General features: G+C 68.1%; 17 protein-coding genes. 13 read left to right on the forward strand and 4 right to left on the reverse strand.

Annotation, left to right across the window (positions count from 1 at the left end; genetic code table 11):
* The first annotated feature begins 5 nt into the window (after positions 1-5).
* Complete coding sequence (locus tag F624_RS0115170) at positions 6-1,064, forward strand: endonuclease/exonuclease/phosphatase family protein (protein WP_019575173.1); 1,059 nt, start codon at positions 6-8, stop codon at positions 1,062-1,064.
* A gap of 18 nt (positions 1,065-1,082) precedes the next feature.
* On the opposite strand, the gene F624_RS0115175 is transcribed toward F624_RS0115170, so the two are convergent.
* Positions 1,083-1,502 (reverse strand): cupin domain-containing protein, encoded by a 420-nt coding sequence (locus tag F624_RS0115175; protein WP_019575174.1) that lies wholly within the window; start codon positions 1,500-1,502, stop codon positions 1,083-1,085.
* 92 nt (positions 1,503-1,594) lie between these two features.
* Here F624_RS0115175 and F624_RS0115180 point away from each other — a divergent pair, with 92 nt between their 5' ends.
* Complete coding sequence (locus F624_RS0115180; RefSeq protein WP_019575175.1) at positions 1,595-2,398, forward strand: SDR family NAD(P)-dependent oxidoreductase; 804 nt, start codon at positions 1,595-1,597, stop codon at positions 2,396-2,398.
* 16 nt (positions 2,399-2,414) lie between these two features.
* Here the strand turns inward: F624_RS0115180 and F624_RS0115185 are convergent, their stop codons facing one another.
* Positions 2,415-2,918 (reverse strand): MarR family winged helix-turn-helix transcriptional regulator, encoded by a 504-nt coding sequence (locus F624_RS0115185; RefSeq protein ID WP_019575176.1) that lies wholly within the window; start codon positions 2,916-2,918, stop codon positions 2,415-2,417.
* Positions 2,919-2,971: 53 nt separating this feature from the next.
* Between F624_RS0115185 and F624_RS0115190 the strand changes: the two genes are divergently transcribed.
* A complete protein-coding gene (locus F624_RS0115190; RefSeq protein ID WP_019575177.1) occupies positions 2,972-3,565 on the forward strand; it encodes a PaaI family thioesterase in 594 nt (197 codons plus the stop codon).
* Positions 3,566-3,622: 57 nt separating this feature from the next.
* Positions 3,623-4,033 carry a lactoylglutathione lyase gene (gloA, locus tag F624_RS0115195; protein ID WP_019575178.1) on the forward strand — a complete coding sequence of 137 codons (411 nt, stop codon included), beginning with the start codon at positions 3,623-3,625 and terminating at the stop codon, positions 4,031-4,033.
* A gap of 22 nt (positions 4,034-4,055) precedes the next feature.
* Here the strand turns inward: gloA and eda are convergent, their stop codons facing one another.
* Both eda and edd read right to left on the reverse strand, forming a co-directional pair.
* Positions 4,056-4,709 (reverse strand): bifunctional 4-hydroxy-2-oxoglutarate aldolase/2-dehydro-3-deoxy-phosphogluconate aldolase, encoded by a 654-nt coding sequence (gene eda / locus F624_RS0115200; RefSeq protein WP_031255143.1) that lies wholly within the window; start codon positions 4,707-4,709, stop codon positions 4,056-4,058.
* A complete protein-coding gene (gene edd / locus F624_RS0115205) occupies positions 4,700-6,523 on the reverse strand; it encodes a phosphogluconate dehydratase (RefSeq protein ID WP_019575180.1) in 1,824 nt (607 codons plus the stop codon). The genes eda and edd overlap by 10 nt, the downstream gene beginning before the upstream one ends.
* 446 nt (positions 6,524-6,969) lie before the next feature.
* On the opposite strand from edd, the gene F624_RS0115210 reads away from it, so the two are divergent.
* From F624_RS0115210 to F624_RS0115250, 9 genes are all read left to right on the forward strand, one after another.
* On the forward strand, positions 6,970-7,413 hold the full coding sequence (locus F624_RS0115210; protein ID WP_031255145.1) for a universal stress protein: 444 nt from the start codon (positions 6,970-6,972) through the stop codon (positions 7,411-7,413).
* A gap of 259 nt (positions 7,414-7,672) precedes the next feature.
* Positions 7,673-9,394 carry an allophanate hydrolase gene (gene atzF, locus F624_RS0115215; protein WP_084679523.1) on the forward strand — a complete coding sequence of 574 codons (1,722 nt, stop codon included), beginning with the start codon at positions 7,673-7,675 and terminating at the stop codon, positions 9,392-9,394.
* Between the two features lie 92 nt (positions 9,395-9,486).
* A complete protein-coding gene (locus tag F624_RS0115220) occupies positions 9,487-10,485 on the forward strand; it encodes an ABC transporter substrate-binding protein (protein WP_019575183.1) in 999 nt (332 codons plus the stop codon).
* A gap of 35 nt (positions 10,486-10,520) precedes the next feature.
* Positions 10,521-11,366: an ABC transporter permease gene (locus F624_RS0115225; protein WP_031255149.1), complete on the forward strand. Its 846-nt coding sequence runs from the start codon at positions 10,521-10,523 to the stop codon at positions 11,364-11,366.
* 3 nt (positions 11,367-11,369) lie between these two features.
* A complete protein-coding gene (locus F624_RS0115230) occupies positions 11,370-12,191 on the forward strand; it encodes an ABC transporter ATP-binding protein (RefSeq protein ID WP_019575185.1) in 822 nt (273 codons plus the stop codon).
* Positions 12,188-12,436, forward strand: coding sequence for a DUF4089 domain-containing protein (locus F624_RS0115235; RefSeq protein ID WP_019575186.1), 249 nt, complete (start codon positions 12,188-12,190; stop codon positions 12,434-12,436). Before F624_RS0115230 ends, F624_RS0115235 begins: the two co-directional genes overlap by 4 nt.
* Positions 12,426-13,862, forward strand: a complete 1,437-nt coding sequence (locus F624_RS0115240; protein WP_019575187.1) for an AtzE family amidohydrolase — start codon at positions 12,426-12,428, stop codon at positions 13,860-13,862. The genes F624_RS0115235 and F624_RS0115240 overlap by 11 nt, the downstream gene beginning before the upstream one ends.
* A gap of 11 nt (positions 13,863-13,873) precedes the next feature.
* The gene (gene hpxZ, locus F624_RS0115245; protein ID WP_019575188.1) at positions 13,874-14,272 is read left to right on the forward strand and encodes an oxalurate catabolism protein HpxZ; all 399 of its coding nucleotides are present in this window, start codon (positions 13,874-13,876) and stop codon (positions 14,270-14,272) included.
* 88 nt (positions 14,273-14,360) lie between these two features.
* Positions 14,361-15,476 (forward strand): BMP family ABC transporter substrate-binding protein, encoded by a 1,116-nt coding sequence (locus tag F624_RS0115250; RefSeq protein WP_019575189.1) that lies wholly within the window; start codon positions 14,361-14,363, stop codon positions 15,474-15,476.
* Positions 15,477-15,494: the final 18 nt, after the last annotated feature.

Raw genomic sequence — 15,494 nt, forward strand, 5'->3', positions numbered from 1 at the left:
ACGCCATGTCGCAAGACCTGGCCCCCTCTTCCGGCTCCTCCTCTGGCAACACGCGGTACGCCACCCTCTCGGTGGCGACCTGCAATGTGCTCAACCTGGCCAACCCTGGCCGGGTCTACTACCCCAACCAAGACCCTTACACCCAGCACGAGTTTGACCACAAACTCGCCTGGCTGGGTGAGCGCTTCGCCACCCTGAACGCCGACATCCTGGCCGTTCAGGAGGTGTGGGATGAGGCCGCCTTCAAGGGCGCCATCCACCGCAGCAAGCTGCACTACAACGAGATCCGGGTTCCAGGCGCCGAGAACAACGCGCACCAGCACGGCGCCAGCGGCACCCCCCGGCTGGGCCTGGCCACACGCCTGGCCGTGGAAGAAATCCGCTCCCTCACCGACTACGCCCTGCCTCAGGCGCTCGACATCCCGGGCTGCGGCGTGCATGGCCAGTTCGAGCGCCCGCCCCTGCTGGCGGTGTTGCGCATGAAGCATGGGCAGCGCATCCGCGTGCTGAACGTGCACCTCAAGTCCAAGCGCCCGCGCTTTCTGCTCGATGCACAGGGCCGATCGCTGGAAGACCGCGACGACCCCAAGATCATGGCCCTGGCCACCCTGCGCTCGCTGATGATGCGCGGCGCCGAGGCCGCGGCCTTGCGGGGCCTGGTGGTCGATCTGCTGAACACCGACAAGGCCCCTCTGGTGATGGTGGGCGACTTCAATGACAGCCCGACCAGCGTCACCACCCAATTGGTGGCCGCCACCTCCGAGGTGGCCTATGACAAGTCGGCCCGGCGCCTGGCCTTGTTCAATGCCTACGACGTGCAAAGCGAGATGGCGCTGCGCAAGGACGTGGCCTATTCCCACATCCACCAGGGCCGCCCCGAGGTGCTGGACCAGATCCTGGTGAGCGAAGGCTTTCTGGCCGAAGGCCGTTTCAGCCTGGGCGATGTGCGCCGCATCCAGTATTTCACCGACCACCTCAACGAGGGGCACAGCCGCACCCGCTCGGATCACGGCTTTGTGCGCGCCCTGCTGCGCCTGCGCCTGCCCGAGGACTACCGACCCTGAGGCCGGTGCCTGCGGGTTTCAGTCGCGCAGGAACACGGTCACCAGCGGATCGGGCCCCACCTGCCGGCTCCAGTGCCCATGCACCGCAGGGTCGAACACCGCGCCTGCCGGCAAGGTGTCGGCCGAGTAGAAATGCTGGCCCGGCCCGAACACGCGCGAGACCCCACCCTGCAGGCCGATCTCCATCTGCCCCTGCAGAATGAATACCCACTGCGGCTCGCCCGTGCAGTGAAAATCGCTGCGAAAGCCCACCGGGCTGTGGCGCAACTGGTAGCCCTGCGCGCTCATGAAGGGGCTGAGTTGCGAGGCCGGCTTGCCTTCGCTCAGGGGCAACGATTCTTCACGGAAACAGGCTCGGCCGTCGGCACCGGTGGCCAACACCACGCGGGTGAAACTGGATTGGCCGCTGGCGGCATCGGTTTGAATCAAGGGTGACATCTGAAACGGGGCCCTGAGGCCGAAATGAACGCCAAGCATAGCGCCTGCGGGCGCATGCCCGGCGCTGCGGGGCAAGCTGTTAGCATGCCCCGATGACTTCTCACAACGCTTCCATCTCGTTCGGCCTGCAAGGCCGCGTGGCCATCGTCACCGGGGGCTCGCAAGGCATTGGCGAGGCCTGCGTGCGCCGCTTTGTGCGTGAACAGGCCCAGGTCGTGATCGCCGACGTGGCCGACGCCCCCGGCCAGGCCCTGGCGGCCGAGACCGGCGCCCTGTATGTGCACTGCGATGTCAGCCGCAAGGCCGATGTCGATGCCCTGGTCGCCCGCGCGCTGCAGGCCCACGGCCGCATCGACATCCTGGTCAACAATGCCGGCATCTTCAAGGCCGCCGATTTTCTGGACATCACCGAGGCCGACTTCGATGCCGTGCTCGACGTCAACCTCAAGGGGGCCTTCCTGGTCGGCCAGGCCGTGGCCCGTGCCATGGTGCAGCAGGCCGGCACCACCCCCGAGCGGGCGCCCGGCGCCATCATCAACATGAGTTCGGTCAATGGCGTGCTGACCATTCCCACCATCGCCAGCTACAACGTGAGCAAGGGCGGCATCAACCAGCTCACCCGCGTGATGGCCCTGGCTTTGGCCGATCACGGCATCCGAGTCAACGCCGTGGCCCCAGGCACCATCGCGACCGAACTGGCGGCCCAATCGGTGCTGACCAGTGACGAGGCCCGGCGCCGCATCATGAGCCGCACCCCGCTGAAACGCCTGGGCACGCCTGACGAGATGGCCGATGTGGTGGCCTGGCTGGCCAGCGATGCCTCCAGCTACGTCACCGGCGAAATCGTGGTGGCCGACGGCGGCCGCATGACGCTCAACTACACCGTGGCCGCCTGAGCGCCTGGGCTGAAGTTCAGGCCCCGGCTGCCTGTTCTGCAGCGGCCGGCTCAGCGGCCGGTTCGACCAGAAGTTCCATGCAGTCATCGATCAGCCCGTGCAGGGCCACCACCGTGGACTCACCCAGCATCTCGTTCAGGCTGAGTTGTGCCACCCGCCACAAGGCCTGGGCCTCACGGCGTTTTTCGCGCCCGGCCTCGGTGATGTGAACCAGGCGGCTGCGGGCGTTCTGCCCCGGGCCCAGCAGCAGCCAGCCTGCGTCCATGAGGGGGCGCAGATTGCGCGTGAGCGTGGAGGCGTCCATGGCCATGCTGCGCGCCAACTCGGACGGCTGGATGGGCCCCAGGCGCTCCACCGTGTTCAGCAAGGAGTACTGCGTGGTCTTCAGCCCGCACGGGCTCATGTGGGCGTCGTAATGCTGGGCCACCTGCCGCATCAGGCGGCGCAGCTTGAAATTCGTGCAGCCCTGCGGACGGGCTGTCGCGTCCTTGACAGTTTCGGAGGGGGTGCGCTTGTTCATGAGTTCATTGTATTTGCAATAATTGCATCTGCAATATTTAACGGAATTCAACCATGCGCACTGCCAACCCACCCAGCAGCCACGCCGATACCGATCCTACGGCAGACTCCCGTGAAGCCACCCTGCAGCGTTGGCTGCAGGAGGAAGCCGCCATCCGCGCCATCTTGGACCAGGGCCCTGGCCCCGGCGTGGCCCGCCCCGAACAGATTGTCGGCAAGAATGGCCTGCAACAGATGCAGGCCCTGCTCGAGGGCACCCTGCCCTATGCCGAAATGGCGCGCACGCTGGATTTTCTCATCGTTGAGGTGGGCCCCGGGCGCGCCGTGTTCCAGGGCACGCCCAGGCAACAGCACCTGAACCCCATGGGCACCGTGCACGGGGGCTGGTTTGCCACCCTGCTCGATTCGGCCCTGGGTTGCGCCGTGCACACCTGCATGCTGCCGGGTCGGGGCTACACCACCGCCGAGCTGGGGGTGTACCTGGTCAAGGCCATCACCCCCAAGGTCGGCCGTGTGCGGGCGGAGGGCCGCGTGATCCATTGCGGCCGCCAACTGGCCACGGCCGAGGCGCGCCTGGTGGGGCCCGACGGCACCTTGTACGCCCATGCCACCACAACCTGCCTGGTGTTCGACCTGCCAACACGTTGAGGCGCGCAGAAACACGCAAAATGGGCGCCTTGTCTTTGCCTATTGATGGACCCCCGAATGCGGTTTCTGCACACCATGCTTCGCGTTGGCAACCTCCAGCGCTCGATCGACTTCTACACCCAGGTGCTGGGCATGCAACTGCTGCGCACCTCGGAAAACCCCGAGTACAAGTACTCGCTGGCCTTCCTGGGCTACGGCCGCAACCCCGAGCATGCCGAGCTGGAGCTGACCTACAACTGGGGCGTGGAAAGCTATGAACTGGGCACGGCCTACGGCCACATCGCCCTGGGCGTGCCCGACGCCTACGCCGCCTGCGAAAAAATCAAGGCCGCCGGTGGCAACGTGACGCGCGAGGCCGGCCCAGTCAAGGGTGGCAGCACCGTGATCGCCTTTGTGACAGACCCGGATGGCTACAAGATCGAGCTGATCCAGCGGGCCGAACACGAAGAAGGCAAGGGCCTGCGCTGAGGCCCTGGGGGCAGCACAAGCCTCAAGCCCGCGGCAACTGGCTGGCCTCGCGCGCCAGCGCCTCGATGCGGGCCCAATCGCCCTGTGCCACGGCATCGGCCGGGGTGAGCCACGAGCCGCCCACGCAGGCCACGTTCGGCAAGGCCAGAAACTCGGCCGCATTGGACGGGCTGACACCGCCCGTGGGGCAGAAGCGGATGTCGCCAAACGGGCCATGCCAGGCCTTGAGCATGGCGGGGCCGCCGGCCTGCATGGCCGGGAAGAACTTCAGCTCGGTCAGGCCGTCTTCCATGGCGGCCATGATCTCGCTGCCGGTGGCCACGCCGGGCAGCAGGGGCAGCGCCAGGTCACGACAGGCCTGACCCAGTGCCGATGTGTAACCCGGGCTGACGCCGAAACGTGCACCGGCGTTGACGGCCGCACGGGCATCGGCCGCGCTGCGCAGCGTGCCGGCACCGGCCACGGCCTCGGGCACCTCGCGGGCGATCGCCTCGATGCAGGCCAGGGCCTGTGGCGTGCGCAGCGTCACCTCGAGCATGCGGATGCCGCCCGCAACCAGGGCGCGGGCCAGCGGCACGGCATGGGCCACATCGTTGAGCACGATCACCGGGATCACCGGGGCATCGCGCATCACGGCGAGGGCGTTCAAGGGGGTGGCGAGGGGTTTCAAAGCCATGTGCAGGCTCCTTCTTCAGCGGTGAGGGCATGCCTGCGCATGCCGGTGAACAGTTCGCGCCCGCAACCGAGCGCATTCGAAGCCTGCAGCTCAGCAGGCATCTGAGCCAGCGCACGCGCCGCCCAGGTGGTTTCATCGACCAGCACGTCGAGCGTACCGGCCACGGCATCGAGGCGGATCAGATCGCCGTTTTGCACCTTGGCCAGCGGACCGCCGGCCAAAGCCTCAGGAGAAACGTGGATCGCCGCCGGCACCTTGCCCGAGGCGCCGCTCATGCGGCCATCGGTCACCAGGGCCACCTTGAAGCCCCGGCCTTGCAGCACGGCCAGCGGCGGCGTCAGCTTGTGCAACTCGGGCATGCCGTTGGCCCGCGGCCCCTGCCAGCGCACCACACAGACCAGATCGCGATCCAGCTCGCCGGCCTTGAAGGCCGCATGAAGCTCATCTTGCGAGTCGAACACCCGGGCCGGGGCCTCGATCACATGGCGGTCTTCGGGCACGGCCGACACCTTGATCACGCTGCGCCCCAGGCGGCCCTGCAGCAGGCGCAGGCCACCGGTGGCGCTGAAAGGCTGGCTGGCCGGGCGCACCACGCTGTCGTCGCCGCTGGCGCCGATGTCGCGCCATTGCAGGGCCTGGCCGTCGGCACCGGCCTCGGGGATGCGGGTGTACTCACGCAGGCCACCGGGGCGCACCGTCAGCACGTCTTCGTGCATCAGGCCGGCATCCAGCAGTTCGCGGATCACAAAGCCCGGGCCGCCCGCCGCCTGGAACTGGTTCACATCGGCACTGCCATTGGGGTAGACGCGGGTCAGCAGAGGCACCACATCGGAGAGTTCGGAGAAATCGTTCCAGTCGATCAGGATGCCCGCGGCACGGGCCACCGCCACCCAGTGGATCAGGTGGTTGGTCGAGCCGCCGGTCGCCAGCAAGGCCACCATGGCGTTGACGATGCAGCGCTCGTCCACCACGCGGCCAATCGGGGCAAAGCGGCGCGCGTGGGTGATGCCCAGCACGGTGCGGGCGGCCTCGCGGGTCAGCTCGGCGCGCAGGGCCTGGCCCGGGTTCACGAAGGCGGTGCCCGGCACATGCAGGCCCATGGCCTCCAGCAGCATCTGGTTGCTGTTGGCCGTGCCATAGAAGGTGCAGGTGCCTTCGCCGTGGTAGGCCTTGATCTCGGCCTCGAGCAGGGCTTCGCGCCCGACCAGGCCCTGGGCGGCCTGCTCACGCACCTTGGACTTCTCGTTGTTCGACAGGCCCGAGGTCATGGGTCCGGCGGGCACGAACACGGTGGGCAGGTGACCGAACTGCAGCGCGCCGATCAACAGGCCCGGCACGATCTTGTCGCACACGCCCAGCATCAGCGCGGCATCGAACACGTCGTGGCTCAAGGCCACCGCCGTGCTCATGGCGATCACGTCGCGGCTGAACAGGCTGAGTTCCATGCCGGCCGTGCCCTGGGTCACGCCATCGCACATCGCCGGCACACCGCCGGCGACCTGGGCCGTGGCGCCGTGCAGACGGGCCTCGGACTTGATCAGATCCGGGTAATGCTGGAGCGGCGAGTGCGCCGACAGCATGTCGTTGTAGGCCGTCACGATGCCGATGTTGGGGGCCTTCTCGGCCACGATGCGAAAACGGTCGTCACCGGGCACGCCCGCAAAGGCGTGGGCCACATTGGCGCAGCCCATGCGATCGGCCCCCCGGGGCTGGCGCGCGGCGGCGTCGATGCGGGCCAGATAGGCGCCGCGGCCAGGGGCACTGCGCTCGACGATGCGGCGGGTGACAGCTTCAACGGTGGGATGGAGTTTCATGGTTTATGTAACTAAATTACAGCGCTATGGTAACGCCGAAGACCGGGCTTTGGACCCAGCCCTGGTTACAGAATGGGTACGAACCCTGTGGCCACCCCGGTAGGTTCAAAATCCAGCTGCCGCCCCGCCGGGCAGTCTGCCAATCCTGCAGCTGTTTGACCACAGTCAAATTTCTACGCTAGCGCTTGCGCGCGGTGGAATCAAGCTTCTGAAACAATTCAGACATGCTCTTACCGCTGCCCTCCCCTCCCTCGCTGCAGGCCCTGCCGCGGCCTGCAGGGGCTCAGCGCCCCCGGGCACTACGTAGCATCCACACGCCTGCCCTGGCGGGCCTGGGTGACACTTTGCTGGGCGCTTACGCGCCCACAAAAACTAATTCAAGCCAACTCATCATCTTATGAGCGCCACTTGGCGCCTTGGTGAATCCATCTGAGGAGAAAGACAGCATGTACAAACACCTTTTCGTCCCCGTCGACGGCTCTGAATTGTCCCACCGTGCCATGGATGGCAGCATCGATCTCGCTCTGCAGCTCGGCGCCAAAATCACCGGCTTCGTGGTCGAACCCGACATGCCGCTGTCAACCATCAGCAGTGATGCCACCGTGGCCACCGCCCGGATGAAAGAGCACGAAGACCGCAACCAGAGCCATGCCAATGCCCTGTTGACGCAGTTCGAAGAACGCGCCCAAGCCGCTGGCGTGACCTTTGCCGGCCTGACCGTGACCGCCTATGCCGTGGACCACGCCATCATCGAAGAAGCTGAGAGGGCCGGCTGCGACATGATTGTCATGGTCACCCACGGCCGTGGCCCGCTGGGCGAATTTGTCTTTGGCTCGCACACCAAGAAGATCATCGCCCGCAGCAAGCTGCCGGTGCTGGTGCTGCACTGATTTCACGCCGGGGTGGCGGGGCGCGGCCCCCACCGTGCCCCAGTCTGAGGCCCCACCGGTCCGGGCAGTGCACCATTTTCCAACCTGCCTGAAGCCGCAGGTTCGGCCCGAACCCAGGCCCCGTCACGGGGCCTTTTCTGTTTTTTCCCCTCTGTAGGCCTGCTGCTGAGCGTTGGCTCGGTGCCCTCTCGCCGCTGGGCCCGGCAGGGTTGGCACAGCGTTTGCATTCCTTCTTGTATCCAAGCTTGAATGCATTGACATGGTGCACCATCCAACCTCAACGCCGACCACCGCGCCGCTGGCTCATACCGACACGGAGCCAGCTTGGCTTCATCGGCTGCACACCCCCCTGCAAACCAGCGCCGAAGGCGCATTGGCGGGATGGACGTTTGCGGTGAAAGACAACATCGACGTGGCGGGCCTGCCCACCACGGCGGCCTGCCCCGCCTTCAGTCTGACCGCAACGTCGCACGCCACCGTGGTGCAACGCCTGCTGGCAGCCGGCGCCAGCCTGCGCGGCAAAACCAACATGGACCAGTTTGCCTGCGGCCTGAACGGCACCCGTTCGCCCTACGGGCCGGTGCCGAATGCCTTCGACCCGCGCCTGGTCAGCGGGGGTTCCAGCTCGGGCTCGGCCTGGGTGGTGGCCACCGGCCAGGTGGACTTCGCCCTGGGCACCGACACCGCGGGCTCGGGCCGGGTGCCGGCCGGGCTGAACAACATCGTGGGCCTGAAACCTTCCAAGGGCCTGATCAGCACCCACGGCGTGCTGCCTGCGGCCCAAAGCGTGGACTGCGTGTCCATCTTTGCCCGCACGGTCGATGTGGCGGTGCAGGTGCTGCACACACTGGCCGCCCACGACCCGGCCGACCCCTACTCACGCGCCCTGCCCCTGCTCGACCAGCCCTTGCCCGCCGCCTTTGTGTTCGGCGTGCCCGACCGGCTGGAGTTCTTCGGCGACGAGCTGGCCCGCGCCGCCTTTGACGAGGCCCAGGCCCGCCTGCGCTCACTGGGTGGCACCCCGCGCACGATCGACTACGCGCCGCTGGCCGAAGCCGCTGCCCTGCTCTACGAAAGCGCCCTGGTGGCCGAACGCTATGCCGCCGTGCGCGACTTCTTCGATGCCCACGAAGCGGAGGTCATCGAGCCCGTGCGCAGCATCCTCGGGGCCGGCCGCCGCTACAGCGCGGCCGATCTGGTGCAGGCCCAGCTCCGCCTGAAGGCTTGCGCCCAGCGCGTGGTCGACCTGTGGCAGCAGATCGATGTGTTGCTGGTGCCCACCGCGCCCACCCACTACAGCATCGAAGCCATGCTGGCCGACCCGGTGACGCTGAACCGCAACCTGGGCCAGTACACCAACTTCGTCAACCTGCTCGACTACGCGGCCCTCTCGGTGCCCAGCAGCCTGCGCCCTGACGGCCTGCCCTTCGGCATCACCCTGATCGGCCCTTGCGGCAGCGATCTGCAACTGGCCGAGCTGGGCCAGCGCTACCACCAGGCCAGCGGCCTGCCGCTGGGCGCCACCGGCCAGGCGCTGCCAGCGCCCCAGCCTGTGCAAGGCCTGCGCGCCAGCACCGCCCCGGCCAGCCTCAAGCTGGCGGTGGTCGGCGCCCACCTGTCGGGCATGCCGCTCAACCACCAGCTCACCGAGCGCGGCGCCACCCTGCTCGAAGCCACCACCACCTCGGCCCACTACCGGCTGTTTGCGCTGCCGGGCACCACACCGCCCAAACCCGGCCTGCAACGCCGCCCCGGCCAGGGCGCGCCCATCGCCGTCGAGGTGTGGCAGGTGCCCATGGAACAGGTCGGCAGCTTTCTGGCCGGGGTGCCCGCGCCACTGGGCCTGGGCAGCCTCGAATTGATCGACGGCCGATGGGTGCATGGCTTCATCTGCGAAGGCCACGCTCTGGAGGGCGCCACCGACATCACCGCCCGCGGTGGCTGGCGAGCCTATGTGGCCTATACCAGCGCGAACCGCTGACGCCCCCCTGCCCCCGACACCCCATCACCCCCCATCACCCCCCATCACCCACACCCATCACCCACACCCGTCCCCCGACCAGGAGCCCGCCCATGAGCCCAGCCCCCCGTTCCCTCCACCAACCGACCCGGCGCCACCTGCTGCAAGCCGGCAGCACCCTGGCCCTGGCGGCACCCGCCGTGCTGCGCGCCCAGAGCGGCCCCAAGATCCGCATCGGCTACTGGCCCATCGCCGCCGGCCTGCCCTTTTATGCGGCGGTGGAGATGGGTTTCTTCAAGGAGGCCGGCCTCAACGTCGAGGTGCAGCGCCACGCCGGCGCACAGCAGATCATGGAAGCGATGCTGTCGGACCGCTGCGACGGCAGCGCCAACGGCACCGGCTCGGCCAACATCGCCATCGGCGAGCTGGCGGCCCCGGGCACCTTCAAGATCTTCTGCTCCAACCCCAGCAACGCCAAGTACGTGCTCGATGAGGTGCTGGTGCCCAGCGCCAGCCCGGCCAAGGTGATGGCCGACCTCAAGGGCAAGCGCATCGCCTCGGGCCCCGGCATCCAGAACGTGACCCTGGCCAAGACCGTGCTGGAGCGCGGCGGCGCCACCGGCGCCACGGTCATCGAGCTGCCCATCGGCCAGCACGTGGCCGCCCTGGCCGCCGGTCAGGTCGATGGCTGCTACACCCTGGAACCCACCGGCACCATCGGGCGCCTGAACAGCAGCACCCGGGTGCTCGAGGCCGGCGTGATCTCCCGCTACGTGCTGGGCGACCCCATGGCGCCGTGGTTCGGCGGCTCGGCCTCGCTGACCTCGGCCTTCATCAAGAAGTACCCGGCCGAGGCCCAGAAGTTCATCGCTGCCTATGCCAAGGGCGTGGCCCATGTGCGCAGCAAGCCGGCCGACGCGCGTCAGTACCTCAAGGGCTACACCGCCATCGAAGGCCCCCTGACCGGCGAGGTGCCCCTGGCGGCCTACACCCTCTACAACGAATTCACGGCGGCCGACATCGCGCACTTCCAGAAGTTCTTCGACCTGTTCTCGGACAAGGGCATCTTCGCCTCGCGTCTGGTGGTCGACAGCATGCTCTACAAGGCTTGAGCGCCATGGGCACCGCCACCCCAACACCGGCTGCGATGACGGCCACTACACCGGCCACGACGCCGCCCGCCACCCGCCCCTGGCAGGCGCCCTCGGCCCAGGCGCCGCAAGCCCCACGCCGCTTCGCCTCCTCGGCCTCGGCCGCCCTGCCCTTTGCCGGCCCCTTGCTGCTCTTCATCGTGTGGGATCTGGTGGTGCGCGTGGGCTGGGTCAAGCCCATCCTGCTGCCGGCGCCGGCCGACACCCTGGCCACCTTGATCACCGGGCTGGCCGGGGGCGCCCTGCTGGGCGATTTTCTGACCACCGTGTGGCGCACCGTGCAGGCCTTTGTGATCGCCGCCGTGCTCGGGGTGCCCCTGGGCGTGCTGTTGGGCAGCCAGGAGCGTGCCTACCGCAGCGTCGAGTTCCTGATCGACTTCTTCCGCTCCACGCCCTCGTCGGCCCTGATCCCGCTGTTCCTGATGATCTTCGGGGTGTCCGACGTCAACAAGATCGCCATCGCGGCCTTCGGCGCCTGGCTGATCGTGGTCTTCAACAGCGCCTACGGGGTGATCAACGCACGCAAGCAGCGCGTGATGGCGGCCCAGGTCATGGGGGCCAGCCGCTGGCAGACCTTTCGCGACGTGCTGATCTGGGAAAGCCTGCAGCCCAGCTTTGTCGGCCTGCGCTCGGCCGTGTCCATGGCCCTGGTGATCGTCATCGTGGCCGAGATGTTCATCGGTGCCGACAGTGGCCTGGGCCACCGCATCATCAATTCACAGCAGGTGATGAACGTGCGTGACATGTACGCCTCCATCCTGGCCGCAGGTGCCCTCGGCTATGTGCTCAACATCAGCTTCTTGCTGGCCGAACGCCGCATCGTCCACTGGAGCGGGAGATAAACCATGAGTGTGGTCGCCAACGCCCCTGTCTTCGCCGACCTGCCCACGCCGGCCTTTCGCCCAGGCCCGGCCGGAACCCACATCACCATCCGCGGCCTGACCAAGTACTTTGCCGGCTGGCCGCTGTACGAGAACTTCGACCTCGACATTCCCAAAGGCAAGATCGTCTCGGTGTTCGGGCCCAACGGCTGCGGCAAGAGCACCCTGATCAACATGATCGCCGGCCTGGTGCCCATCGATTCGGGCGAGGTGCTGTTCGACGGCAAGTCGCTCAAGGACACCCAGATCGGCTACGTGTTCCAGAACTACCGCGAGGCGCTGTTCCCCTGGATGCGCACCCTGGACAACATCGCCTACCCGCTCAAGCTGCAGGGCTGCAGCAAGGCCGAGGTGGACCGGCGCATGGAAGAGCTGGTGGCCTCGTTCGACGTCAAGTTCGACCTGCGCCGCTACCCCTACGAGCTGTCGGGCGGCCAGCAGCAAACCGCCTCCATCATGCGGGCGCTGGCGCCACGGCCCGAGGTGCTGTTCCTGGACGAGCCCTTCTCGGCGCTCGACTTCGAGATGACGCTGTTCATCCGCGAAAAGCTGCAGGAGGTGTTCATGCAGACCGGCACCACCATGCTGCTGGTCTCGCACGACCTCGAAGAAGCCGTCTACCTGGCCGACGAGGTGCTGCTGCTGACCAAGCGCCCCACCCGGGTGGCCGAGATCCTGCGCTACGACGCACCGCGCCCGCGCACCGTCGACACCCTCAGCGAGCCCGATTTCGTGAGCACGCGCCGGCGCAGCCTGGAGATCTTCCAACGCGAGGTGCGCCGATGAGCCCGGACATCCCCCCCGAAGCCCTGGCCCGCTACGTGGAGGCCGCCGCCGACGCGCTGGGCCTGTCACTGACACCCGAGCAACGCCCCGGCGTGCTGGCCTTTTTCGGCATGGCGGCGCGCTTTGCCGCCGTGCTCGAAGCCACCGAGCTGCATCCGCACGATGAATCGGCCCTGCACTTCGAGCCCGTGGCCGTGCCACCGGCCCCACCCGCCGGGCCCACCGGAGGTGAACATGCCCTCTGACGCCACCCCCTGGCTGGGCCAGGACGCCAGCGCCATGGCCCAGGCCGTGCGCACCGGCCAGCTCAGCGCCAGCGCGCTGACCGAAGCCTGCCTGCAGCACATCGACCAGAGCAACCCGCAGCTCAACGCCTTCACCGCGGTGCTGGTCGATCGGGCAAGGCAACGGGCGCGCCAGATGGATGCCGATCCGCTGCTGCGCCAGGGCCCGCTGGCCGGCGTGCCCTTTGCCGTGAAGAACCTGTTTGACATCGCCGGCCTGCCCACCCTGGCCGGCTCGCGCATCGAGCGCGACAGCCCACCCGCCAACGCGGACGCCCTGCTGGTGCGCCGGCTGGAGGCCGCAGGCGCGGTGCTGGTGGGCGCGCTCAACATGGACGAATACGCCTACGGCTTCACCACCGAGAACAGCCACGAAGGCCCCTGCCGCAACCCGCACGACACGGCGCGCATCGCGGGCGGCTCGTCGGGCGGCTCGGGGGCCGCGGTGGCGGGTGGGCAGGTGCCGCTGAGCCTGGGCTCGGACACCAATGGCTCGATCCGCGTGCCGGCCTCGCTGTGCGGGGTGTTCGGCCTCAAGCCCACGTTCGGCCGCCTGCCGCGCACGGGCAGCTACCCCTTTGTGTCGAGCCTGGACCACCTGGGCCCGTTTGCCCGCTCGGTGCGCGACCTGGCCCTGGCCTACGACCTGATGCAGGGGCCTGAAGACCCCCGGCTGGCCCACGACCCCGGCTGCGGCCAGCGCCCGGTGCAGGCCTGCAGCCCGTTGCTGACCCAAGGCCTGGCCGGCCTGCGCGTGGGCGTGCTCGGCGGCTGGTTCGAGGAGCAGGCCGGCGCCCCGGCCCAGCGCGCCGTGCAGCAGGTGGCCCAGGCCCTGGGCGCCACCACCCGCCACGAGCTGCCCCTGGTAGAGGCCGGGCGCGCGGCCGCCTTTGTCATCACCAATGCCGAGGCCGCCAGCGGCCACCTGAACGACCTGCGCCGCCGCGCCGACGACTTCGAGCCCCTGTCGCGTGACCGCTTTCTGGCCGGCGCGTTGATCCCGGCGGCCTGGGTGGCCCGCGCCCAGCGCGTGCGGCTGCGCTATGCCCAGGCCGTGGCGGCGGTGTTCCAGCAGGTGGACCTGCTGCTGGCCCCGGCCACCCCCTGTGCCGCCACACCGATCGGTGCCGAGACCCTGCAGCTCGGCGAGCGCCGACTGCCGCTGCGCCCCAGCATGGGCCTGCTCACCCAGCCCATTTCGTGCATCGGCCTGCCGGTGTGCAGCGTGCCGGTGTGGGGCTGCGACCCCGAGCTGCCCCACCTGCCCATCGGCGTGCAACTGATCGCCGCGCCCTGGCGCGAAGACCTGACCCTGCGCGCCGCCGCCGCGCTGGAGGCCCTGGGCCCGGCCCGGGCCCCGATCGCGCCGGATTTCCTGCCCCGATGAGAGTGATTGCCATGCCCCACACCCCCTCCACCCTGCTGCCCATCAACCTGCCTGAAGTGCTCGCCGAGGTCCAGGCCGTCTTCGCCCGCTACGAAGACGCGCTGGTGCACAACCGCGTCGAGGTGCTCGACGAGCTGTTCTGGAACAGCCCGCACACCCTGCGCTATGGCGCCACCGAAAACCTGCTGGGCTACCAGGCCATCCAGGCCTTTCGCGCCGGCCGCTCGCCGCAAGGCCTGGCGCGCAGCCTGCACAACACCGTGATCACCACCTACGGGCCCGACTTTGCCACCGCCAACACCGAGTTCCGCCGCGCCGGCAGCACCCGCCTGGGGCGCCAAAGCCAGACCTGGATGCGCACGCCCGAGGGCTGGCGCGTGGTGGCCGCCCACGTGAGCCTGCTCGACTGAGCCCCTTTTTCTCTTGGGCAGCGTGGACCGGGGTTCCCGCTGTCAACCCTTGCAAGTGCCCCCGACCTGAACCCATGGAGCCCGAAACATGAACCGCAAGCTGAACCGCCGTCTCGCCCTGCAAACCCTCGCCAGTACCGGCGCCGTGGCCTCGTTCGGCCCGCTGAGCCTGCTGGCCCATGCCCAGAAGCCGCTCACCGTCGGCGTGATCTACGTCGGCCCGCGTGACGACTACGGCTACAACCAGGCCCATGCCCAGGCCGCCGCCGAGCTCAAGAAGCTGCCCGGCATCAAGGTGGTCGAGGAAGAGAACGTGCCCGAGACCGCCGCCGTGCAAAAGACCATGACCGGCATGATCGCCCAGGACGGCGCCGGCCTGCTGTTCCCCACCTCCTTCGGCTACTTCGACCCGCACATCCTGGCCCTGGCGCCCAAGTACCCCGATGTGCGCTTTTCGCACTGTGGCGGTCTGTGGACCGAAGGCAAGCACCCCAAGAACGTGGGCAGCTTCTTCGGCTACATCGATGAGTGCCAGTACCTCAATGGCGTGGTGGCCGGCCACATGAGCAAGAGCCGCAAGATCGGCTTCGTGGCCGCCAAGCCGATTCCGCAGGTGCTGCGCAACATCAATGCCTTCTTGCTGGGCGCGCGCTCGGTGCACCCCGACATCACCTGCAGCGTGATCTTCACGGGCGACTGGTCCATGGCCGTCAAGGAGGCCGAGGCCACCAACAGCCTGGCCGACCAGGGCGTGGACGTGTTCACCATGCACGTCGACGGCCCCAAGGTGGTGGTCGAGACCGCCGCCAAGCGCGGCAAGATGGTCTGTGGCTACCACGCCAGCCAGGCCAAGCTGGCCCCGGCCGCCTACCTGACCGGTGCCGAATGGAACTGGCTCACCGCCTACAAGACCATCATCGAGGCCGCCCAGGCCGGCAAGCCGCACCCCAACTTCCTGCGCGGCGGCCTGAAGGAAGGCTACGTGAAGATGTCGCCCTATGGCAGCAGCGTGAGCGAGGCGGCCAAGAAGAACGCCGACGAGGTCAAGGCCAAGATGCTCGCGGGCAGCTTCGACATCTTCAAGGGCCCGCTCAAGGACAACAAGGGCAACACCATCCTGGCCGCCGGCAAGGTGCTCAAGCAGACCGACCTCGAGCTCGAAAAGATGAACTACCTCGTCGAGGGCGTGGTCGGCTCGATCTGACGCCCGCACGGCCCACCC

Source organism: Curvibacter lanceolatus ATCC 14669, from assembly GCF_000381265.1.
GTDB classification, from domain to species: Bacteria; Pseudomonadota; Gammaproteobacteria; order Burkholderiales; family Burkholderiaceae_C; genus Curvibacter; species Curvibacter lanceolatus.